Source organism: Romboutsia sedimentorum (genome assembly GCF_030131845.1).
In the GTDB taxonomy this organism is placed as follows: Bacteria; Bacillota; Clostridia; order Peptostreptococcales; family Peptostreptococcaceae; genus Romboutsia_D; species Romboutsia_D sedimentorum.
Map to the genome: position 1 here is coordinate 1 of NZ_JASKYM010000004.1, position 23,690 is coordinate 23,690.

The window sequence follows — 23,690 nt, forward strand, 5'->3', positions numbered from 1 at the left end:
TAATTAATCCAACCTATTGTTATTTGATTAAGCTTAACCAATCTCCACTCCATACTTATTCCTTTATTTCTATTTGTAATATCTTTAACCTTAGATTTAAGTTTTCCGTATAAATTTTCATGTATCCTTATTTGGGCGCCGCCCTTTGAGAAGTAGAATGAAAATCCTAGAAATTTTCTACGACTAACCAAATCTACTGCACTTTTAGCTTTAAATCTTTTTCAATTATTTTCTTTATACTATTTAAGACTCTTAATCCTGCTTTTCTACTTTTGACATAAATATTGCAATCATCTGCGAATCTGCAGAATCTATGACCTCTTCTTTCTAACTCTTTATCAACTTCGTCAAGCATTATATTTGATAGAAGTGGGCTAAGTGGTCCTCCTTGTGGAGTTCCTTCCTCATTTGATACTATAATTCCATTGAGCATTATCTCACTTTTAAGGTATTTTCTTATTAACTCTAATACTCTTTTATCTTCTATTCGTTTAGATAATTTATCAATTAAAATGTCGTGATTTACTTTATCGAAGAATTTCTCTAAATCCATATCAACTACCCATTTATGTCCTTGATTTATATATTCCAAGGATTGTTTAATTGCTTGATGTTGACTTTTGACTGGTCTAAAGCCATAACTACTATTAGAAAATGTTGGTTCATATACATAAGTTAATGCTTGTGCAATTGCTTGTTGTATCATTCTATCTACTACTGTTGGAATTCCAAGTAGCCTAGTTCCACCGTTAGGTTTTGGTATTTCTACTCTTCTAACTGGTGAAGGTTTATATGTTCCATCTAATAATTTAGATTTAATTGTAATCCAATGCTTTTTAGCATAGTCGTGAAGTTCATCAGTCTTTATACCATCAACACCGTGACTACACTTATTTCTAATTACTCTCTGCATCGCAAGATACATATTATCTCTTGCTAATATTTTATTTAGTAAACTATTAGTAGATACTATTGCACGGTTTTCTATTTCTACCTCCGGTAACACCAAAGCTCCGCTATGCACCTCTTGTTTACTTCCGGTTTCCAACTTTATCTCCACAAGATGGTCTAATATTCAGTTGTCTGCACTTTATTCACGCTCTTTAATTTATCCAAAGTCGAAAACCTCCTTAATGTTCAGTCCTTCCTACTAATTGCGCATATTAATAGTACTATGACTTCTGCTGACTTCTGATAGCTCAGTTAAATATCACTATGTAGGTTATCATTTAGGAAATTCATCCTTTATTAATGATGTATCTATCAGACTTCCCCGGGTAAGAACAACAACTTTCATCTCATATATCTGCTACATTTACTCCTGGAAATTCGGATAGTGTTGGACTTTGTTTTGTTTAGCAAACTCATCTACTTCTCAGTAACCTCATATGTAGTTCGTGTTCCTCAGACCAAGATTTTGCCGTAGGCTTCCTTCAGATTCCACCTCACGATGGACACCCTTGCCCTTAGCTAGCAGTTCCCACTATCAAGCCTGCAACGGACTTTCACCGTCAAGTTGTTGCTCATGCCGGGCACACTAATAAAAAAACCTATTTAATTAAATAGGTTTTATATATATCTAAATAATTTATTTAAATTCAAATCTAAAAATACTATATCTCCGTCTATTCTATTTGACTGCATATTTTCTAGGTCTTTAGATGTTACTACAATTACTTTTGGTGGTTCATAAAATGGAATTGTAGAGTTCTTCATTTTATTTTCCATATCCTCATATTTAGATAATCTTAATTGTTCATCTAAAGTTATATCTACTAAAATTTGTTTTGGGTCATTATATTTATCTATATATTCTATGAATAGATCATATTTTGAACCTCCAACTGATATATTCCTATAAAATCGTTTAAGTTCATATCCACCTGAATTAAGTTTAATAGCAAATTCAGATCCTATTACAGCTTTAACTAATTCATTACCTTTATACATCTTGCTTCCACTTAAATAATATACATATGAATTATCTTTATACCCAGAATAATTTATATTACATGGATATTTTCTCAATGTATATTCATTACACATCTTCCTTAAAGTTTTCTTGAATGATTTTTTTCCATATTTTTTTCTTGTCCCATAAACTTTTCCAACCTGAGTTTCAGTCATACACCTAACTCTACTAATTAAGATTAATATATCTTTTTCTATCCCCATCATTATGTCTGATCTCCTTGAAGTTATTTTACTTACCAAGTTGTACTATCATTATATTGATTTAAGGATATAAAATTTACATATTTTAATAAAATTATTTTAATTCTATAAACAAATAAAAAGCAACGTATTAATACATTGCTTTTTACTTGGTATATTATTAATTTAAGCTATTATTTTAACTTTTCTTCTATTTTTTCATCTACATTAACAGCTTTTACGTTTCCTAAAGTTAAGTTGTCAAACTCGATTATATCTACAAATCCTTTTTCACCTTTTTGGTAAGATATTTTTACTTTATCTCCAACAGAAGTTAAAGGAATTTTGATTGATAACTTTGAAGTGGCATTAAATATTATGTTTTGATTTTCATTTATTGTCATATAGTAGAATGTATTTCCTGATTTAACATCAGCACTAATTCTTGAAATAGTTCCTTCTATATGTTCACTAGTTACATCATTGTCTATTTTAATAGTATTACCTTTTGATGCTAATGCTTCTCTATAGTTTCTTAAAGCTTCTTCCTTACTTTCTCCAAGCCCTAGTACACTAAAGTCTTCTACTGATATAAATGCTACCATTTTAACAAGCCCAGCTTTATCTTTTAGTGATGATACATATGTTGGAGTTCCTAACATATTATACATTACAGGGAATGTAGCTTCATAATTTTTTTCCTGAACCTTACCTTCCGCAGATCTCATTGCTGCAGTTTCAGTTGCTCCTGGTTGTTTGTATAATTTTGCTTCTTTAGTACGAGTGTCTACTAGCATAAATCCTATAGTAGACTCATCACCACCTGAAGAAGTTATACCTGTATACCAATATGCCTTGTTGTCATTTCCATAAACTAAAGATGTTCCTTCAGTTGGAACTAAAACTCCTTCTTCTGATATAACTGAGTTTAAGAATCCTTTAACATATAATCCCCAATCATTTATTTGACTTGTCACAAATTCTTGAGGTTGTATTCTATCTATCCACTTCGGTGCTTCTTTTGTTGTATATCTTTTAGTTTCTCCAGTTTCAGCATCAACTGTAGCTACTCCCACAGCATTAGCTCCACCGTATCCTATTTTATGTTCATATAAGCTTGTAACCCAATAAGGTCTTCCTTCATCATTTATTTCTAATGTGAAATCTGTCATTCCTGCATTTACTATTCCTTTTATATACATATGTCTATGAAGGTCTTGAAGTAAGTATGCTTCTGGCTGATACACTATTTTGACAGGTTTGTTATCTATCTTTTGCACTAATCTAACATCTTGAGGATTACTTGCTGATACCATCACATATCCTTTAGTACCATCCAAAGATGTTACCCATTTAATTATATCTCTATGTACTAACGGTGCTACCCAGTATAATTCGCCTTTTACACTTTGTATATGGAACTTTCCAAGCTTTGATACACTCCCTAAAGCTGGATCTTCTCCAAGTTTTTTGTCTCCTAGCTTCATCGCCATGTCTTCATCTACAAGACGTATATCATTTACACTTACAGGACTTACATCTTTAGAAAACTCACTTTCTTTTACTGTCCCTAATAAATTTTTATATGTCTTTGCATGAAAAACAGGTGTAGATGCTAAAAATGGCACTGCAATACTATAAGCTATTAGAATAATCGCTATGCTAAAATTGTATTTAGCGGTTTTAGAAGTTCTTTCTCCTCTATCGAGCATCATATCTAATATCCCTGCTACGCCAAAGAATATTATCAGTACTGAAACGCATGATATGAAATCTAAACTTAGTACTGGTAATTTAACAAATGAGTATATCGCTACAACTATAAACGCTATCCCATATGTTTTAATAAATTTTTTCATTTAATACTCCTTTCAACCCAAATAGTTATTAATATCATTATATCCATTTTTTACAAAAAAATAAATACCTCTTATCAAATAAGAGGTATTTTCTTATGCTTTTGCCATATTTCCTACATATAAGTGCTCTTTTATTTGATATTTTGATAATAGTCCTTCATATTCTAAATTCAAACAATCTAAATCATAAAAATCATTTGGTATAATCTCATATGATGGTTTATCAAAAATCTCAACTCCACTTCTTTTTAACATATCTGCCACAAAGTGAGAGCATACGTATTTGTATTCTTTTTCTCTTGGTTTATCTACAGTTAAATACACAAGTGCTTTAACATCATAATCATATTCATTTCTATTTTGACTAACATTCATTATATTTTCATATATTTTTTCATATTGTAAGTTTGTAACATCTAATGAGTACACCCTACACATAGTATTTTTTCTAATAGCATACAATCCTTCATTTATATTTTCCTCCACAAAACCCGCAAAAATTGGAGTCTTTGGATTTAATCTTCCAAATGAATACATTGGCTTTAATTCTTGATTTAAAGCTATTGATACGTGTGCATATGGGGTTTTACTTATATTTCTTATAAGATAAGATAATAAAGTTCCAGTATATGTTGTTACTATATATATCTTTTTCATATTTCCCCCCCCTTAATAATATTTTATTAAGCAATTTAATTTAATAAACTTAACAATTCTAAGTTATACCTTAGTTTAATATAAATTATTATTTAGGTACAACTATATTATTTTAGCATAAATTTCAATATATTTCAAATAATAAAATAAATTTTATTTATATTTTTTATTTATTGCTTCCACTTTTGTGAATTTTTTTATTTATTCGTTGTCCAATTACCCAAGATATCAATATAGCACATATAAAAACTACAATTTTCATAGGATGAGAAATTATATGATTAATATCTTCGCCTACATAACTTATAAGTAAAAACATTACAAATTTTCCACAAACCATCCCAGAAACAAATGTTTTTAAATCTAATCCAGTAAATCCAGATCCTACAGTTACCAAAAAATCTGGAATAAATGGACATGCATAAGATATGAAAATACTATTAAATCCTTGTTTTTTTATCCAAATGATTACTTTTCTTATTTTATTTTTTTCTTGATATTTTTCAAAATATTTCCATTTGGAAAACTTATTAACTACTAAATAAAGGGCTACTGATGCAACACCAGAACCTACCCAAGATACTAAAAAACCCATCCACATTCCAAGTACAAAAGCATTTGCCACTACTATTGCAATTAATGGTAATACAGGTAAAAAAGTTTCTACTGCTATTAATATAAATCCTACTATAATAGCTAAAACCTTATAGTCTGTTAATGAATACAATATTTGTTCCATAACAATTTGCTCCTAAAGTTATGTCGTCACAATTTTTATCCTATTATATTGACTTTATACTTTGATATAAAATCAATCAGATTGTTAACTTCTAATTGTAAATCTAATAGAATTTCTTTATCTTTTACATCGATTTTATTAAGTGTTAGTGGATAAGTGTCGTTTTTGTTTACTATTACAACATTATCCTTTAACGTAAATGGTATTTTATCTTTGTATTGTTTTAATAATCCACCTATTTTCTCATCTTTTATTTTTATTTTTCCTAATTTACAATCAGTTAATTTAATATTTAAATTATGATTAACTATGGTTGGATTTAAATTCACGGATATTTGACTATCTATAAATCCTAATACTTTATAAGGCGAAACAACTTTTATAACATTGTTAAAAATATTTACATCTATATTTTTTAACTCTTCTATATTATATTCTGTCATAGCTGTATAAACTACGTCTTTAAAATCATCTTTGGATATAGAAATCTTTCCTTGAGCCCTAAGTGGATTTTTAAGTATCTCAACATTATCTATAAAAGAACCTATTAATAACTCTTCACTAGTTATAATTCTACCTTTTGATGTGTTAACACTTTCACTTGGTGTTAGTGCATAGTAAGCTCCTAATAGAACAATCCCTAGTAACACAAAAATACCTATTATTATTTTTAAACTTTTTTTCACAACATCACCTCTTTAAAATATTCCTAAACATATTATATAACTATTATTGGTAGTTATATAAAAAATATTATTAATTTTTAATTATATTTTTTATAATCAAACATAAATCTATTTAAATTTGCTTTTATAAAAAAATATTTTATGTGATTTTTAATGAAATATATTTTTATATTATAAAAATTACAATTTTGTATAATACTCTTAAAGATATAATTTTTTGATAAGATTTTATTTTTAAATAATTATATCTTTATTTTTTTCCAATATTATATTAATATTAATAGTATGGATTATAGTATCCTTATGCAATATGCATAATATACTGTACAGAAAAATTAATTAATTGAGAGGTATTATATATGTCAAATGAAAATAATTCATCTAACTTTATAAGAAATATTATTATAAATGATTTAGAAACTGGAAAACATGACAGTATCATAACTCGTTTTCCGCCTGAACCAAACGGCTACTTACATATAGGTCATGCAAAGAGTATTTGTCTTAACTTCGGTTTAGCTAAAGAACTTCAAGGTAAGGTAAACTTAAGATTTGATGATACAAACCCTGTTAAAGAAGATGTTGAATACGTAAATTCAATAAAAGAAGATGTAGAGTGGTTAGGATTTAATTGGAATAACTTATACTTTGCATCAGATTACTTTGATGAAATGTACAAAAGAGCTATCCTTTTAATCAAAAAAGGGAAAGCTTATGTATGTGAATTAACTCCAGACGAAATGAGAGAGTATCGTGGAACTTTAACAGAGCCAGGTAAAGAAAGTCCTTACAGAAATAGATCGGTAGAAGAAAATTTAGACTTATTTGAGAAAATGAGAAATGGAGATTTTCAAAATGGAGAAAAAGTTTTAAGAGCTAAAATTGATATGAGCTCTCCTAATATAAACTTTAGAGATCCTATAATATACAGAATAGCTCACTCAACTCATCATAACACAGGTGATAAATGGTGTGTTTATCCTATGTATGCATTTGCTCATCCACTAGAAGATGCTATAGAAGGTATAACTCACTCTATCTGTACCCTTGAATTTGCTGATCAAAGACCTCTTTACGATTGGTTCGTTAAGGAATGTGAAATGGAAAATGTTCCTAGACAAATAGAATTTGCAAGACTTAATCTTACAAATACAGTTATGAGTAAGAGAAAATTAAAAGAACTTGTTGATGAAGGTATTACTGACGGTTGGGATGACCCTCGTATGCCTACTATATCAGGCCTTAGACGTAGAGGTTATACATCAGAGTCTATACGTAACTTCTGTCGTGAGATAGGTGTAGCTAAAGCTGATTCTAAAGTAGACAGCCAAATGTTAGATTTCTTTGTAAGAGAAGATTTACAATCAAAAGCTCCTCTTGCTATGGGTATATTAAAACCACTTAAATTAGTGATAACAAACTACCCTGAAAATGATGTTGAAATGATAGAATTAGAAAACAATGCCAAAGATGAAACTAAAGGAACTAGATTAATACCATTTGGTAGAGAACTATATATAGAACAAGATGACTTTATGGAAGAACCTGTAAAGAAATATTTCAGATTATTCCCAGGAAATGAAGTTCGTTTAAAAGGTGCTTACTTTGTTAAGTGTAATGATGTCATAAAAGATGAAAATGGAAATGTAATAGAAATTCAATGTACTTATGACCCTAAAACAAAGAGTGGTTCCGGATTTACTGATCGTAAAGTAAAATCTACTATACATTGGGTTGAAGCTAATACTGCTACTCCTTGTGAATTTAGATTATACGAACCATTAATACTTGATGATGCTCCTGAGAATGAAGGAAAGCACTTCTTAGAACAAATAAATCCTAATTCAATAGAAATATTACAAGGTTTTGCTGAGCCTACTCAAGTTAAATGTGCAAAATCTTTAGATAAGTTCCAATTTGTAAGAAATGGATTCTTCAGTGTGGATAATAAATACAGTACTGACAATAAATTAGTATTTAATAGAGTTGTCCCTCTTAAAAGTTCTTTTAAACCTAAAAAATAAAAATAAAAAAGGAATGACAAAAGTCATTCCTTTTTTCTATTTACAAAATCCTAATATCTCTATTTCATCTTTAATACATTCTATATCAAGAGGAAAATCAGGTCCTTTTTCTCCATCTACATCTGTTTTTAAATCATCATCACACTCTATTCTTACTTTTTTTGTTTTAAAATATAAAATTTCATTTTCATTATATCCTTCTAAATGAGCTCCCTTTAATACATTAAAAAGAATTGGAATAGACTTTGGTATAGGCATTCCCTTAAATATTATCACATCTAAATATCCATCATCTAGCTCTGCTTTGTAAGCTAAATTTAAGTTTCCTGCTGTTTTCCCATTAAAAACTAACATAAGGTACATATCACCTTCATAGGTTACTTCTTCTGAATTGACTTTCATCTTAAACTTTCTTAAATGTAGAGCTTCCTCTATACCTGTTATGTAATATGACACTCTTCCTATATAATTTTTAAATTCTGGATTAATCTTTTGAGATACATCTGTAAACATTCCTGCACTTGCCACATTTATAAAGTATTTATCATTTATTTTTCCAATATCTATCTTTTGTGGTATAGAGTTAATTATACATTTTACAGCTTCAGTTATATCCCAAGGTATATTTAAAGCATTAGCAAAATCATTAGCTGTACCTGTTGGCAAAATACCAATAGGTACATTTATGTCAAACTCTTTCATAGAGTTTAATATCATATTTACAGTTCCATCGCCTCCTGCTATTAGTAAATGATCATACGTGTCATCTACCCCTAAAAATGCTTTACTTATATGTTCTTCTTTATTTAATCTGTAGGGTATTATTGTGTAATTATTTTCTTGATATATCCTTATAATATCGTCTAATACATTCGCGATTCTTTTTTCACCTGAATTTGGATTGTATATAAGTTTTACTTTTTTCATGTTGCCTCCTTACTACTATTAGTGCTTACAGTCATTCTATAGTATAGTATATTCATAATCGTAAAATCTTATTTATCAATAAATTCATTAATATGGTATAAGCGATATATATTTTAATAACCAAAGTCTTCATTTAAAAATATAACGTGAATTCTTTGTGATACTCTTTGTCTTTTTATGAGTGTATACTCGCAGCAAATTCTCTCTGGACTATAACAATCCATACAAGTACCAGTACTTGCACAAGGTGTTTTAGTTCCTATTCTTTTAGCATTAGCTGGTGCTGCTATTTCTTCGTTCCTATTAATGGCTTCCTCTACATTTTTAACTATCTTATTTACACCTGCTATTACAATAACTTTGTCTGGTCCATAAAGCATAGCTGCTACCCTGTTTCCAGTTCCATCTACATTATAAAGTTCTCCATTTTCAGTTATTGCATTACTACTAGTAAAATAAACATCTGAAAAAAATGATTTTCTAAATATTTCTTTTAAATCATTTACATTTAAATTTTCTTTATATCTATCTAAAAAATCATATTTTCCAGTTCTTAAAAAATCTATTACACCAGTTTTAAATAATGTTACTGATCCACCACAAGCAACCAAGGATCCCTCCTCAGCTATGTCTTGTATTTTTTCTAAAAGCTGTTCTTTGTTTTCTACTAAATAACCTTCCATATTGTTTTTTTCTAATGCTTTTATAGTTCTTTTTATTCTTTGTTCATTGACCCATGCTATATTTTTATCCATTTTTTACACATCCTTTATTTTTATATATATTTTATCATATTTATTTCTATTTATTTAAACTTATGCATTAATTTTTATAACTTGTTTTATTTAATTTTCTAAAATATAATTTAGCATTTATTTCTGCACCTACAAGCATCATCCAACTACTCAAATAAATCCATGTCATAAGTACTATTATTCCGCCTATACTACCATAAATAACTTCATAGTTTGCATAGTAATTTGAATAATAAGAATAAGAAAGTGAAACTATTATCCAACCAAAAGTTGCGATAACTGCACCTGGTATTGCATCTTTTATTTTTATCTTTTTATTAGGAGTATATTTATACAAACTCACAAGTATTATAACTATGGTCGAAACACCGATTGTATATCTGCATATATTCCAAACGTTCATAAATATATTATCAAGTCCTATAAACCCAAATATTAAATAGCCAATTTTTTCACCATATACTAAAAATATCATAGATGAAAAAATCAAAACTAATAGTATTACTGTAAAAAAAAGACCTATAAACATTACTTTTATATAAGATCTCGTCTCTTTTACTTTGTATGAGTTATTTGCACCTCTTATTATTCCTCTTACAGCTCTTGAAGATGTCCATAGTGTAAGAACAAAACTTGTTATTATAAAACTCAAACTTTTATTTTCCATCGCTGAGTTAATTATAGACAATGTTATCTGAAATGCACTCTCTGGCATCATATTTTGAAATATTGATATATATTTGTTCAAATGAAGAATCGGTGTATAGGCTATACTACTTATAGTAAATATTAAAAATGGAAAAAATGATAATAGCAAGTAAAAAGACATTTCTGCTGCCTTTGAATTAATTTCAGCATAGTTCGATTCTTTTTTTATAGTGTTTATGACATTTGAACTATCTATTTTAATCATATAGTGCCTCCTCTCTAAATTGTTATATTTATATATATGCGTATAAATTATAAAAGGATGTAACATTAGCTACATCCTTAATTTTTTTTACATTAATTTTTGTATTGTTTTATCTATATAAGTTTTTATTTCATTAATGTTTTTATTTGAAATTTCCTCAGTATCACCTTTTACAGCTATGTAAAATTTAAGTTTAGGCTCTGTTCCTGAAGGTCTTATAGCTACCCAAGAACCATCTTCTAAGAAATATTTTAATACGTCAGCTTTTGGAAGGTCATCTATTCCTTTACTATAATCTTTAATATCCACTACTTTAATATCATTTATTGATATTATTTTATTTTCTCTAAAGTAAGATATTATATCTTTTATCTTAGCTAATCCCTCTATTCCTTTTAAAGTCAAAGAAATAGTTTCTTCTTTAAAAAATCCATATTTGTTATAAAGTTCTATTAAACCTTCATATAAACTTAGTCCCTTAGAGAAATAAAAAGCTGCCATCTCAGCTATTAATACTGATGCAACTACACCATCTTTGTCTCTAGCATGAGTTCCAACTAAGTATCCATAGCTTTCTTCGTATCCAAATACATAAGTTTTTTCATTTGTTTGTTCAAATAACTTTATCTTTTCTCCTATAAACTTAAATCCTGTAAGCACATTTAATACATCTACATTGTTTGATTTAGCAATATCTGCACCAAATTCAGAGGTAACTATTGTCTTTATTAGTGCTGAGTTTTCCTTTAATTCGTTTTTCTCTTTTAATCCCTCTATTATATAATTAGTTAGCATTCCACCAATTTGATTCCCAGTTAATAAAACATATTCACCATTTGTAGCTTTTACAGCAACCCCCACTCTATCACAATCTGGATCAGTAGCTACAACTAAGTCAGCTCCATTTTCTTTAGCTGTCTTTATACCTCTATCTAAAGCTCTTTTATCTTCAGGATTTGGATAGTCAATACCTGCAAAATTAGGGTCTGGATTTTCTTCTTCTTTAACTACTATTATATTTTCAAATCCAACTTCAGATAACGCACGTCTTATCGGAACATTACCAGTTCCACAAAGTGGAGTAAATACTATTTTAAAGTTTTTACCTACTTCTTGTATTAATTCTTTTCTTATCACTTGCTTTTTAACAGCTTCTATAAACGTACTATCATCGTCTTCACCTAGCATTACAACTAGATTTTTATTTTTTTCATTTATAGTTGGAATTTGACTATAATCATGTATGCTGTTTATTTCTTTAGTTATAGCATTTGCAATATGAGGCATAACTTGTGCTCCATCTTCCCAATATACCTTGTATCCATTATATTCTGGTGGATTGTGACTTGCTGTTATTACAATACCTGCTATTGCATTTAAATTTCTAAGTGCAAATGATAGTTCTGGTGTAGTTCTTAAATCATCAAATATATATGCTTTTATACCACAAGCAGCTAAAGTATTTGCAGTTTCCATGCAAAACGCTCTAGACATATGTCTATTATCATGAGCTATAACCACACCTCTATTTTTTTCTTTTTCTGTAGTATTTTTGATTATGTAATTAGCTAGTCCAAATGTAGCTCTCCTTACCGTGTAGTTATTCATCCTATTAGTTCCAGCTGATATTACTCCCCTAAGACCTGCTGTACCAAATTCTAAGTCTTTGTAGAATCTATCTTGTATTTCTTTTTCATTCTCTTTTAGTTCCATAAGTTCTTTTTTTGTTTCTTCATCAAAATATGGATTAGTTGCCCATTCTTTGTACTTTTTCATATAATCTACCATCAAACACTCCATAATTAAATTAATCTCCCTTTCATCATAAGTATAACGTGTTATAGCCTTAATTATAAGCCTATTATTATTAATAATATACTGTTTTTAGCTGTAAGTAAAGACACTATAATTAATAATTCATATCAATAAAAAAACAGTTCTGTATATATAATATATACAGAATTTTTTAAATATAACTTTAACCCTTTCATTCATTTACCTAGCAACATTAATTTCTATGCTCTGTCTTCCCCAGCTCTGTGCTTGACTTTCACTATTCATAAAAATATCTATTCTATTTCCTTTTATTGCACCTCCACAATCTTCAGCTATAAAACTCATACCAAATTTAGGTATATATATTTTTGATCCGTATGGTATAACACTAGGGTCAACTGCAATTGTCCCCCATTTAGGTACTGTACCCATAGATGTTATTGAATCTCCTGCATATGCTGTAGCTACTACACTCATTTGTCTTGAATCAGACTGTTTTGAACTAGATTGTTTTAAATCAGATTCTCTTGAATTAGATTCTCTTGATGCAACTATTATATCTTCTTTTATACCTTTTTTCACAATTTTATTTGTTGGCTCTTTTACTATGTTCTCTTTAATTAATTCTTTATTTACTAGTTCATCATCATTATATATCAATTCGTAAACCAACTCTTTTTTTCCTTCTTTTCCTTCTTGTTCTAACTTTGTATTTCCTTTTTCTATATTTTTATCTTCAACTAAATTAACTTCAAAAGGAATTTTATCATATTCTTTTTGTGTTACCTTATTTACATTTGTAACTTTTATATTCATATAATCAGTTAATTTTGTATCTAAAGCAGGACTTATTTCATCATCTTCATCATACTTTATTTTTTCTTCATCCAATAAACCTTTAACTGTTTTTTGAAAACTTGATATTTTTATTTTTTCACCTTTAACTACTATATTTAATTGTTCTTTTTTTAAAGTCCAATATCCTCCTAATAATATCCCCATCACTAACACACCTACTACACTAATTGTTATTATTTTACCTTCTTTCATAATAGACCCCCTTTTTTTTAACCAAATTTACATTTAATCATATTTATATATATTATATCTATTTCTAAAATATGTAACTATTTTGTAACTTTTATTTTTACTAAAGTTAAATACATTGAAAGGCTAGATTAAAATAAATTTTAATCTAGCCTTTCAATGTATTTATATTCAATTTATATTGTGTCTACTCTGATGTTATTTCAAATGATCCTTTTACTAATACAACTTTATTTCCACTTATTTCTACAGGCGGATCCACAATCAAATCTACTAAGGCAACATTAATATTTGTTGTAGCTGGATTTTTCACACTGTATCCAACCACCATATATGGTAATTTATTGCCATTTTCACCATCTGACTCTATCGGTAGTATATCACTTTGTGAAATCCATCCATTTATATCAGTATAAAGAGTACTTATTTCAAAGTTATCGCTACTTACTAAGCACTTTACCGATACTGAATATGTTAAGTATCCTGACACCCTAACTTCATATAAATTAACATTCCCTTTTATTTGTTGATTTGGGCAGATAGTTGTTATATTTTCAACAGGGTATTGTCCTAGCTGCAAATCTTGTTCTAAATTATCGGTATTGGCAGCTACAGAATATTTAATTTGATCTGTTGATATAGAATATTCTATACCATCTGGAACTGAAATTAAATTTTCAAAATTAATGATATTATTACAATTCATCTATAGTATTCCTCCAATGCTCATTTATAAATCACAATACAAAATATCGAATAAAAAGTATTAATATATATAATATTTTGCATAGTAATTTATTGTATAGTATGCTTAATTTTATAGTTTAGTTCTATTTTTTAAACTTTATTTTCCAAATACCAGTTTATAGTTTCAACTATTCCGTCTTCAAATTTATACTTTGGTCTCCAGTTGAGCTGTTTTTGGATTTTTGAAGGATCAATTGCATATCTTAAATCATGTCCTGGTCTATCTTTTACATAACTAATAAGAGAGTCTGATTTTTTTAATTCTTTTATTATAATCTTTACAACTTCTAGATTGGTTTTTTCATTATGACCTCCTACATTATAAATTTCTCCAATTTTCCCATTATTCAGTATAAGATCTATTGCACTGCAATGGTCATAAACATGGAGCCAATCTCTCACATTTAAGCCATTTCCGTATACAGTTAATTTTTCATTATTTATTGCCTTATTTATCATATTAGGAATTAATTTTTCCATAAATTGATATGGTCCATAATTGTTTGAACATCTTGATATAGTAACAGGCATACTATAAGTTCTAAAATAAGCTTGAACCAACATATCCGCAGATGCCTTAGATGCAGAATAAGGAGAACTTGGATTTATTGGAGTATCTTCTGTGAAAAACAAATCTAATTTATCTAATGGTAAGTCTCCATATACTTCATCTGTTGATACTTGGTGAAATCTTTTTACTTTATATTTTTTAGATGCATCTAATAAAATTTGTGTCCCTAGTATATTTGTAACTACAAATATTTCTGGATTTAATATAGAATTGTCTACATGAGACTCAGCTGCAAAATTAACAACTATATCAAATTTTTCTTTCTCAAAGAGATTAAATACAAAAACTCTATCTGATATGTCACCCTTTATAAACTTATAGTTAGGATTGTTTTCTATAGTCTTTAAATTTTCAAGATTAGCTGCATACGTTAAATTATCTAAGTTTACTACTTTATAATTTTGATATTTATTTAAAATATAATGGACAAAATTTGATCCAATAAATCCTCCCCCACCAGTTATTAATATTTTTTTCATATTAAAATTTGCTCCTTTATGCTTCATTTGCTATTTTTAATAAATATTTGCCATAAGCTGTTTTTTTTAGATATTTTGCTTGGTCTATTAGCTGATTATTATTTATATATCCTTTTCTATATGCTATTTCTTCTATACATCCAACATATAAACCTTGCCTTTTTTGTATTGTCGAAATAAAATTCGAAGCATCTAATAACCCATTATATGTTCCAGTATCTAGCCAAGCCATACCTCTTCCTAACAATTCCACTTTCAATTTATTCATTTTTAAATATTCATTATTTATTGAAGTTATTTCTAACTCTCCTCTTTGTGATGGTTTTACAGATTTAGCAATCTCTATTACTTGGTTGTCATAAAAATATAACCCAGGAACTGCATAATTAGACTTTGGCATACTTGGTTTCTCTTCTATTGACAATACATTAAATTTATCATCAAATTCTACAACCCCAAAATCCCGAGGCTCTTCTACTATATAACCAAAAATTGTAGCTCCTTCTTTTCTTTTTACAGCATTTTCTAGCTTTTGTGTAAATTCACTTCCATAAAATATATTATCTCCTAATATTAATGCTACGTTGTCATTTCCTATAAATGATTCTCCTAGTATAAAAGCTTGTGCTAACCCCTTTGGTTCTTCCTGTATTTTGTATTGAATACTTATGCCTAGATTTTTTCCATCTCCTAATAAATCCTGAAATACTAGAGTATCTCTTGGAGTTGATATTATTAGAATTTCTCTTATTCCTGCAAGCATTAAAATTGATAATGGGTAATATATCATAGGTTTGTCGTATATTGGTAAGATTTGCTTTGATATAGATTTAGTTAGGGGATGAAGTCTAGTTCCTAGACCCCCAGCTAATATTATGCCCTTCATATAATGTCACCTTCTTTAATTGTTATTTATCACTAGGTGGTATTACCTGTGCAATACCTTCTGTAACTATTTCTCCAAATTGGTTGTAGCAGACTGTTTTAAGTTTTAAGATAGTAAATTTTTCTTTATCTATTATTTCTATAATTTCAACTTCAGCTTTAATTGTATCGCCTATTTTTACTGCTTTTTTAAAATTAATACTTTGACTCAAATATATAGTCCCATTTCCAGGAAGCTTCATACCTAATACTGATGATATTAATCCTGCACTTATCATGCCATGAGCTATACGAGTTTCGAATTTTGTATTTTTAGCATATTCCTCATTTATATGTGCATAGTTAAAATCTCCAGTAATACCTGCAAAGCTATATACGTCGTATTCACTTATTGTCTTTGTAGTATCTGATTTTTGACCTATATAATATATATTTTCCATATTTTTTTAGCTCCTTATATGGTTATTTGATTGAATATATTTTTTTTCTAGCTCTAGTAGCTCTTTAGATCGCTCTCCTACTGCCTTTGCTGGTATTCCTATATAAGTTTTCCAAGGTATTGTAGGTTTATTTACTAATGACATAGCTCCAACTGCAACACCTTCTTCAATTATTACCCCTGGAAATATAACACTATTGCATCCTATTATTCCGTGTTTTTTTATTATTACGCTTCCTTTTTTTATATTCTTGTACTCATCTGGAACAGTTGGGTTTGTAAGAAATTTTCCAGAATAGTCATCAGATCTAGTAAATATATTTACATAATGAGATAAGCCACTAAAATCCTCCATATATATTCCCTCATCGCCTCCAGCTACATGGCAGTACACTGATATGTGTATATTATTTCCAAGTTCTATTTTTCCTGATAGTATACAGAAGTCATCTATTTTACAATTATCTCCTATTATCATTTTTTCTGGATTATATATAGATGTAGTTTTACTTATTCTCACATTACTGCCTATATATTTAAAGCCAATTTCTTTCAATTCTATATCTGTATAATATGCCATTAATTTATTCCTTTCTTAATTATTTTTCTGTATAGCACTATTTAATGCTTTCATTCTCCTTATCATCTGATTATCTAATCCAAATACTTCATTAAACTTTTTCTGTGTATTTAATGATAAACTGTAAAGTAAATCTAAATTATTTTTATAATACATTACTTTATTTACAATTTCATCTATATCTTCATTTATGATGCATATATCTTTACCATCTTTAAAGCATGTATTAAGATTTAATTTATCAGTAGTGAATACCTGAGTTCCATTTAATGCTGCGTCTACACAACATGTTGTAGGGAAACCATCAAATCCTCCTTTTGAAATTTCAAATGGTCTAGTTGGAGATATCATTATATCCATTTCAGAATAAAACCTAGGAAAAAAATCTACATTTCTAGTTCCATAAAACTTTATATTATTTCCTAACTTAGATATATCTATATCACTAACATTAAATCCTCCAACAACATGAAACATAATGTCATCACATATTTGCATTAATTTATGACAAACATCTATAAATATATCATATCCTTTGCTTCTGTCATTTTTTTGATATTTGTTAGCTACAAAACAAATATCAAAAGTCTTTTTATCCTTTATATATAATTTTTTATCTTCACTAAAAACTGGTGAGTTAGTTACACCTCCGTACATGAATTCTATTTGCTCTGGTAAAACAAGTTTCTTATTAATCAAATAATCATAAGATATCTTTTGAGTTACAATCACTTTATAAAAATAAGGATTATTAAATATAGCCTTTAGCTTATTGTCACTTTTTATATTATCTAATAAAAAGCCACCTCCAGGATATAACGTAAATACAAAAGGTTTTTTTGCATAATTGAAATACTCTAAAAATTCAAACGTATTGCTAGCAAATACAGTATATAATACATCAAAATAATTTAATTCATGTACATTTTTACTTGTTAATGGTTTAATGTTTTGAGTATATTCAGGATAAAAATAGCTATATTCATCAATAAATTTATAAATTGCTTTAGATGTAGAAAACACTCTAACTTCTTTTAAATTTTTCATATACCAATTAAATTCAGCGACTCTAAATCCTGTTTTAATATTTGGAAAATAATCATCTATAATAGCTAATTTTATTTCATTATTCAAATTCAATTTGATGTCACCTCTTATTAGTTTGTATAATATGCTTTATAATATCTACTATTTCTAACACATCTTCATGTAAAAGGTCTCCATATAATGGGAGGATTAATACTCTATCTGAAATATATTTTGCATTGTACAAATCGTTAAATTGATACATATTTTTATAACAATCAAAATCTGTTATTAATGGGTAAAAATATTTCCTTGCAAATACATTGTATTGTTGCAATTTATTGTATAATTCATCTCTACTTATTCCTGTTTTATTCTCATCTATTATAATTGGAAAATACGCATAATTATGCTTTATGTTAGCCTTGCCTTCTACCATATATATACCTTCAATTTCTTTTAATTGAGATTTGTATATATCTGTAATAATCTTTCTATTTATTATCTGTTCATTTATATATCTTAGATTGACTAATCCCATAGCAGCTTGAAATTCATTCATCTTTGCATTGCTTCCTACGTATTTAACACTTTCATAATCACTGATTCCAAAGTTTTTATATGAATTAAATTTGTCTTTTAGAGTATCATCCTTAAAAGTCAATAATCCTCCTTCTATCGAATTGTACACTTTTGTTGCATGTAATGAAAACATAGATATATCACCATAGTTCCCTATACCAATTCCATCTATTTCTACTCCAAATACATGTGCTGCATCATATATCACCTTTAAGTTATACTTTTTAGCTATTTGTTCTATGGCTTTGACATTACAAGGATAGCCAAATACATGTACCGGTATAATTGCGCAAGTTTTATCAGTTATAAGTGCTTCTATCTTCTCTACATCTATAGTAAAATTTTTCAAATTAATATCACAAAATACTGGTTTTAAATTATTTGATACTATAGCATGTGCTGTAGATGCAAATGTAAACGGTGTAGTTATAACTTCACCTTTAAGATTCATAGATTTTATAGCAATATCTAAAGCTAAGTGGCCATTTGTAAACAGCGTACTTTGATTAACTTTTAAATATTTTGTAATTTCATTTTCTAATTCCATATGAATAGGCCCATTATTAGTTAACCACCTGTTATTCCAGATTTGTTTAATCACTGATTCATACTCTTCAAACGGTGGTAGAAATGATTTTGTAACATTTATAGGATATTCGAATTTTTTCATTTTATCATCCTTTATATATTAAATTAATTTTCTTTGTTAATTTCTATTTCTTTTTTCTTTATTAGCAACATATCATTATTTACCATATTTTTAATATGTTCATTTTCAGTTGTTTTTTTAGATGTCCATATACCAACACCATTTCTGTATTTTACTGCTATTTTATCTAGCATTCCTATACTGCATCCATTTCTAGTTAAATATAGATATCTAGGATAATCCGCTATTAATTTATACTCTTCATCATATAATCCATATTGATCTATAAGCTCTCTTCTATATGAAAATCCTGGACCTGCTAAACAATCACCTTTGCATAATCTCATATATATCTCTATAGCCGGACTATTAAGTAAATAATTTAATATACCTCTATTTGGATATACATAATACGGATTTTCCATATTGGCATCATTAAACTCAATAAATGTAGTTACAGCTAGGTATTTTGTTTCATTGAAGTATTTCACCATACTACTTACTATAGTTTCATCATATAGCATATCATCTCCATCTAAATTCATGAAATAATTTCCTGTGCCTAGTTGTATAGCTTTATTTAAATTTTTAACAGCGCCTAAATTTGTCTCATTTTGGTTTATTATAAAATTCACTATATTATCTTTTTTGTTATCATTTATATAATTTTCTATATTATTTTTATCAAATTTGTCAGAACAATCATCGCTAATTATTATTTCCATATAAGGGTAATCTTGCTTAATAATAGAATATATGCAATCTTTTAAATATTGTTGATTGTTATATGTTGGTACAATAATTGTAAACACATCACTCAATTTTCACTTGCTCCTTTCTAAATTAAAGTCAGTTTTATATATCTAATTTGGTTATAAGTTTTATCTTTATAAGATTTGATTTTTTGCTAATATATATTATGCACATTCGACAATTTAAGTGCATATTTTATATTAATCAATCATTTGATTAGTATAAAGTGAAAGGATTGATTTTCTTGTTTGAAAATATATCTATTTTAATACCTTATACATCTGATAACGGACTTAGAGAAAAAAACTGGAATTGGATAAAAAATAGATATGAACTTCTTATGCCAGATGCTGAAATCTGTATAGGTGAATCATATAAACAGCCCTACTCAAGATCCGAAGCTATAAACAATGCAGCTAAAAAAGCTACTAGAGAAATTTTTTTGATTGTTGATGCCGATATAGTATTTGATATAAATGATTTATATAGATGCTTAGATATGCTAAAAACATATAAATGGATAATTCCCTACTCTAAACTCATAAAGTTTAATAGAGTCTTTACTAGAGAAATATTGAGTTATGATTCAAGCTTTGATATACATTCAATTGAATTATCAGAATCTAATTCAAATATATTTTTTGACTCATCTACTAATAGTAGATATCAAGTTATTGGTGGTATTTGTATAATTCGTAGAGAGCATTTTTATGAGTGTGGAGGATTTGATGAAAGATTTAGAGGTTGGGGTGGAGAAGATGATGCATTTAGCCGTGTTGTTAAATATTTATATAAAGAAATAGGAAGGCCTTTAGATATGACAGTTTGCCATCTTTTCCATGAGGCATCCCCTAGAGATATAGATTGTCATGAAAAAAATATAGATTTGTTAAAAACTGAATATGCAAAAAATAAAGATTTATTAAGTGTAATAAAATTTATTAAAGATTTTAATAGCTATAATTAATTACTTTTAAAAGTAGTTGAAATCAAGGAGGATTACATGAAAAATATAATTATAACTTCTTCTTTTAATTTACCTATGGGGGCACATCCCGAAGTAGATAGATTGAGTGAATATTGGATAGAATATAGAATAAATATCTTCATGAATTATACGTATAAAAGTTTTGTAAATCAAACTAATCAAGACTTTACCTATTTTATTAAATACGATCCTTTAAGTGAAAATATAATAAAGAACATATTATCAAAATACCCGCAGCTCCCTAATAATATTAAGTTTATTTCAAATAATGAAACGTATTTTCAAATAACTAAACAAATATCAAATTATGACTACTTTTATCTAGTAAGAATAGATGCTGATGATATGTTTCACCCAACATTTATTCAACAACTTATAGATTATAATCCAAAAGATAAAACTAAAGTACTTATAAATCAAGATGGATATATCTACGATATAGAAAACCACTTACTTGCAGTTTGGTCTTATTTGTCACCTCCGTTTTATACGCTTATTTACAATAGTGAAGACTTTAAAAACAGAATTTTCTACAAATTCCCAGGAGGTCATAAAGATGTAGTAAAACTTGACTATGAAGTTTTAGATAAAAAAAATTTCATAGTATTAGTTCATGGTAAAAACACTGAAACTAAATTCTTTTCAATTTTTAACAAAGGATTAATAGAAGATTTAGAGCTAAAAAATTCAATACTAAACGAGTTTGATATTAAATATATATAAACAGTTTTTATATATAAAAATATAGAGTAGGTTTGCTTATACCTGCTCTATATTTTTTAATTTTAATATATTTTCAAATATGTGTTTAAATTTATGTCTTTTAGATTATCTATATTTACATATATAACATAGTTAAAATCTATTTCATACATTTTGGGGAAATTCAGCCCTTTTATTTTATCTTGGCTACCTCCATATGAACAATTAACACATATATCTTCATCACTCTTAAACTCAATCTGACATATCATTTTATCGTCTTTGTATACTTCAATTTCATTTCCATATTGCCTTGGAATTAAATTAGGAGCTAAATGAAATAATAATGTGTATTTATTGATATGTTTACTTGTAATGCAATCTTTGATATTTATCATCATATTATCCTTGTCGAATAAAATAGTTCTCTCGTGCTGTACATTTTCATATCGTGCATTTATTCCTTTTACAGCTGATTTATTTTCACCTAATTCACATTCTATCATTTTAACCCTATCATATTTCTTATCTACCCTTGGCAAACTTTCTCCATTAACTATAAGTGTATTATGAGCAAAAGATGAATATCCATATATACAATTTTCATCTTTGTAATCATACCCAAATGGGCCTGCTTCACAAATTATATCGCCTTTATAATGTATAATGAAATTTAAGTCATCACAATGTTTATGGTAAGATGTGTTGTATGATGCACAAAAGAGTATATATACAGAATCGCTTCCCCATTTATTCCTAAGTACAGCGTAACCTGATTTAAGATCAGCGTAATCTGTTTTCAAATTAACTTTATCATAATTCTCTATTATTACATTACTGTAATTCTCATCTTCATACAAATTTCTATAAAATTTCCTTGCATCTATATTAGGTTGTGTATCTCCTATATTTGGCAATTTACCATCAGGTTTTATTATATATGTTGAAAAATCACATGTTCTTAAATATTTTTTATATAAATACTCCCTAAATTCTATATCCAAACTAAATAGTTCTTGTGAAAGCTTTAAAATTTTATAAGAAACTAAAAAATGATATGCTGGAGAATGTTCTTTATGAACTCCAGATTCAAAGTATATATATTCAAAATATGATTTAAGTCTAACCTTGGACAACTCATAATAATAAGTAGATTCTTTGTTTTTAATAAAGTATTTACTATATAAAACCAAAGATATGTCTTGAAACATACCATGGTTAGTATTTTTAGTATAAAAATAATCTTTAGATAATAAATAAGCAGTATTTTTTATTTCTTGATATAGTTTTTTTATATATTTTATTTCTACTTTATCTTTACATATATCAAAGAAATATATAAAATTATTTAATCTTAAAGAAGTTGTTTCATCATGAAATGCCATGCTTTTTTTTGAATCTTCATACTTAAATTCATCTATCCATTTATCTACCACACTTAGTCCCTTTAGCAAATATTTACTATCTTGTGTTTTATTATAAGCATGTATTAGCGGAGATAAAATAGTAAAACCATGAATTAATCTTAAAGTACTTCTATTATATTTCTCATCAAATAAGTTTTCCGTATATCCTATATTCGGTATATAGTATTTGTTATTAATCATATCTTCGGCTATGTTTTCAAGGTTTTTTTTATACAATCCCGATGAAATATATTTTAAAACATTTACTTCTTTATTTGGGTTTTCTATATAATATAATATTTCTTTTTCAATAAACATACTTTTATCACACCCATGACTTGATTTT

24 protein-coding genes are annotated in these 23,690 nt (G+C 27.6%); 3 read left to right on the forward strand and 21 right to left on the reverse strand.

The genetic code is table 11. From position 1 onward, the window contains the following. The 7 genes from QOZ84_RS09495 to QOZ84_RS09525 all read right to left on the reverse strand — a co-directional run. Positions 1-191: group II intron maturase-specific domain-containing protein (locus tag QOZ84_RS09495; protein WP_284132724.1), on the reverse strand; the 191-nt coding region annotated here is incomplete at its 3' end. Between the two features lie 2 nt (positions 192-193). Further along, the gene (gene ltrA, locus QOZ84_RS09500) at positions 194-1,048 is read right to left on the reverse strand and encodes a group II intron reverse transcriptase/maturase (protein ID WP_284132725.1); all 855 of its coding nucleotides are present in this window, start codon (positions 1,046-1,048) and stop codon (positions 194-196) included. A 521-nt stretch (positions 1,049-1,569) separates the two neighbouring features. After that, positions 1,570-2,178 carry a hypothetical protein gene (locus tag QOZ84_RS09505; protein ID WP_284132726.1) on the reverse strand — a complete coding sequence of 203 codons (609 nt, stop codon included), beginning with the start codon at positions 2,176-2,178 and terminating at the stop codon, positions 1,570-1,572. Between the two features lie 170 nt (positions 2,179-2,348). Next, on the reverse strand, positions 2,349-4,013 hold the full coding sequence (locus QOZ84_RS09510; protein ID WP_284132727.1) for a hypothetical protein: 1,665 nt from the start codon (positions 4,011-4,013) through the stop codon (positions 2,349-2,351). A 93-nt stretch (positions 4,014-4,106) separates the two neighbouring features. Then, positions 4,107-4,670 (reverse strand): hypothetical protein, encoded by a 564-nt coding sequence (locus QOZ84_RS09515; RefSeq protein WP_284132728.1) that lies wholly within the window; start codon positions 4,668-4,670, stop codon positions 4,107-4,109. Positions 4,671-4,836: 166 nt separating this feature from the next. Beyond that, on the reverse strand, positions 4,837-5,409 hold the full coding sequence (locus QOZ84_RS09520; protein WP_284132729.1) for a TVP38/TMEM64 family protein: 573 nt from the start codon (positions 5,407-5,409) through the stop codon (positions 4,837-4,839). 35 nt (positions 5,410-5,444) lie between these two features. Continuing rightward, a complete protein-coding gene (locus QOZ84_RS09525; protein WP_284132730.1) occupies positions 5,445-6,095 on the reverse strand; it encodes a hypothetical protein in 651 nt (216 codons plus the stop codon). Between the two features lie 359 nt (positions 6,096-6,454). Here QOZ84_RS09525 and QOZ84_RS09530 point away from each other — a divergent pair, with 359 nt between their 5' ends. Beyond that, the gene (locus QOZ84_RS09530) at positions 6,455-8,119 is read left to right on the forward strand and encodes a glutamine--tRNA ligase/YqeY domain fusion protein (RefSeq protein ID WP_284132731.1); all 1,665 of its coding nucleotides are present in this window, start codon (positions 6,455-6,457) and stop codon (positions 8,117-8,119) included. A gap of 36 nt (positions 8,120-8,155) precedes the next feature. Here the strand turns inward: QOZ84_RS09530 and QOZ84_RS09535 are convergent, their stop codons facing one another. From QOZ84_RS09535 to QOZ84_RS09595, 13 genes are all read right to left on the reverse strand, one after another. Continuing rightward, entirely contained in the window at positions 8,156-9,046 is an 891-nt protein-coding gene (locus tag QOZ84_RS09535; RefSeq protein ID WP_284132732.1) for a YegS/Rv2252/BmrU family lipid kinase, read from the reverse strand. Between the two features lie 113 nt (positions 9,047-9,159). Further along, positions 9,160-9,801, reverse strand: a complete 642-nt coding sequence (locus QOZ84_RS09540) for a lactate utilization protein (protein WP_284132733.1) — start codon at positions 9,799-9,801, stop codon at positions 9,160-9,162. Between the two features lie 67 nt (positions 9,802-9,868). Then, positions 9,869-10,714, reverse strand: a complete 846-nt coding sequence (locus QOZ84_RS09545) for a YihY/virulence factor BrkB family protein (protein WP_284132734.1) — start codon at positions 10,712-10,714, stop codon at positions 9,869-9,871. 87 nt (positions 10,715-10,801) lie between these two features. After that, positions 10,802-12,514 (reverse strand): phospho-sugar mutase, encoded by a 1,713-nt coding sequence (locus QOZ84_RS09550; protein ID WP_284132735.1) that lies wholly within the window; start codon positions 12,512-12,514, stop codon positions 10,802-10,804. 195 nt (positions 12,515-12,709) lie between these two features. Next, positions 12,710-13,540 carry a 3D domain-containing protein gene (locus QOZ84_RS09555; protein WP_284132736.1) on the reverse strand — a complete coding sequence of 277 codons (831 nt, stop codon included), beginning with the start codon at positions 13,538-13,540 and terminating at the stop codon, positions 12,710-12,712. Positions 13,541-13,724: 184 nt separating this feature from the next. Beyond that, complete coding sequence (locus QOZ84_RS09560) at positions 13,725-14,243, reverse strand: hypothetical protein (protein ID WP_284132737.1); 519 nt, start codon at positions 14,241-14,243, stop codon at positions 13,725-13,727. A gap of 131 nt (positions 14,244-14,374) precedes the next feature. Beyond that, positions 14,375-15,334, reverse strand: coding sequence for a dTDP-glucose 4,6-dehydratase (rfbB, locus tag QOZ84_RS09565; protein ID WP_284132738.1), 960 nt, complete (start codon positions 15,332-15,334; stop codon positions 14,375-14,377). A 16-nt stretch (positions 15,335-15,350) separates the two neighbouring features. Further along, entirely contained in the window at positions 15,351-16,220 is an 870-nt protein-coding gene (gene rfbA, locus QOZ84_RS09570; RefSeq protein ID WP_284132739.1) for a glucose-1-phosphate thymidylyltransferase RfbA, read from the reverse strand. A 22-nt stretch (positions 16,221-16,242) separates the two neighbouring features. Beyond that, the gene (locus QOZ84_RS09575; protein WP_284132740.1) at positions 16,243-16,659 is read right to left on the reverse strand and encodes a MaoC family dehydratase; all 417 of its coding nucleotides are present in this window, start codon (positions 16,657-16,659) and stop codon (positions 16,243-16,245) included. A gap of 6 nt (positions 16,660-16,665) precedes the next feature. After that, positions 16,666-17,238, reverse strand: a complete 573-nt coding sequence (locus QOZ84_RS09580) for an acyltransferase (protein WP_284132741.1) — start codon at positions 17,236-17,238, stop codon at positions 16,666-16,668. Positions 17,239-17,253: 15 nt separating this feature from the next. Next, positions 17,254-18,378 carry a glycosyltransferase gene (locus QOZ84_RS09585; RefSeq protein WP_284132742.1) on the reverse strand — a complete coding sequence of 375 codons (1,125 nt, stop codon included), beginning with the start codon at positions 18,376-18,378 and terminating at the stop codon, positions 17,254-17,256. A 7-nt stretch (positions 18,379-18,385) separates the two neighbouring features. Further along, entirely contained in the window at positions 18,386-19,516 is a 1,131-nt protein-coding gene (locus QOZ84_RS09590; RefSeq protein ID WP_284132743.1) for a DegT/DnrJ/EryC1/StrS family aminotransferase, read from the reverse strand. A gap of 23 nt (positions 19,517-19,539) precedes the next feature. After that, complete coding sequence (locus QOZ84_RS09595) at positions 19,540-20,307, reverse strand: glycosyltransferase (protein WP_284132925.1); 768 nt, start codon at positions 20,305-20,307, stop codon at positions 19,540-19,542. A gap of 185 nt (positions 20,308-20,492) precedes the next feature. Here QOZ84_RS09595 and QOZ84_RS09600 point away from each other — a divergent pair, with 185 nt between their 5' ends. Beyond that, positions 20,493-21,215 carry a galactosyltransferase-related protein gene (locus QOZ84_RS09600; RefSeq protein ID WP_284132744.1) on the forward strand — a complete coding sequence of 241 codons (723 nt, stop codon included), beginning with the start codon at positions 20,493-20,495 and terminating at the stop codon, positions 21,213-21,215. Between the two features lie 36 nt (positions 21,216-21,251). Beyond that, positions 21,252-21,959, forward strand: coding sequence for a glycosyltransferase (locus QOZ84_RS09605; RefSeq protein WP_284132745.1), 708 nt, complete (start codon positions 21,252-21,254; stop codon positions 21,957-21,959). Between the two features lie 62 nt (positions 21,960-22,021). Here the strand turns inward: QOZ84_RS09605 and QOZ84_RS09610 are convergent, their stop codons facing one another. Then, the gene (locus QOZ84_RS09610; protein WP_284132746.1) at positions 22,022-23,662 is read right to left on the reverse strand and encodes a heparinase II/III domain-containing protein; all 1,641 of its coding nucleotides are present in this window, start codon (positions 23,660-23,662) and stop codon (positions 22,022-22,024) included. Between the last annotated feature and the right edge of the window lie 28 nt (positions 23,663-23,690).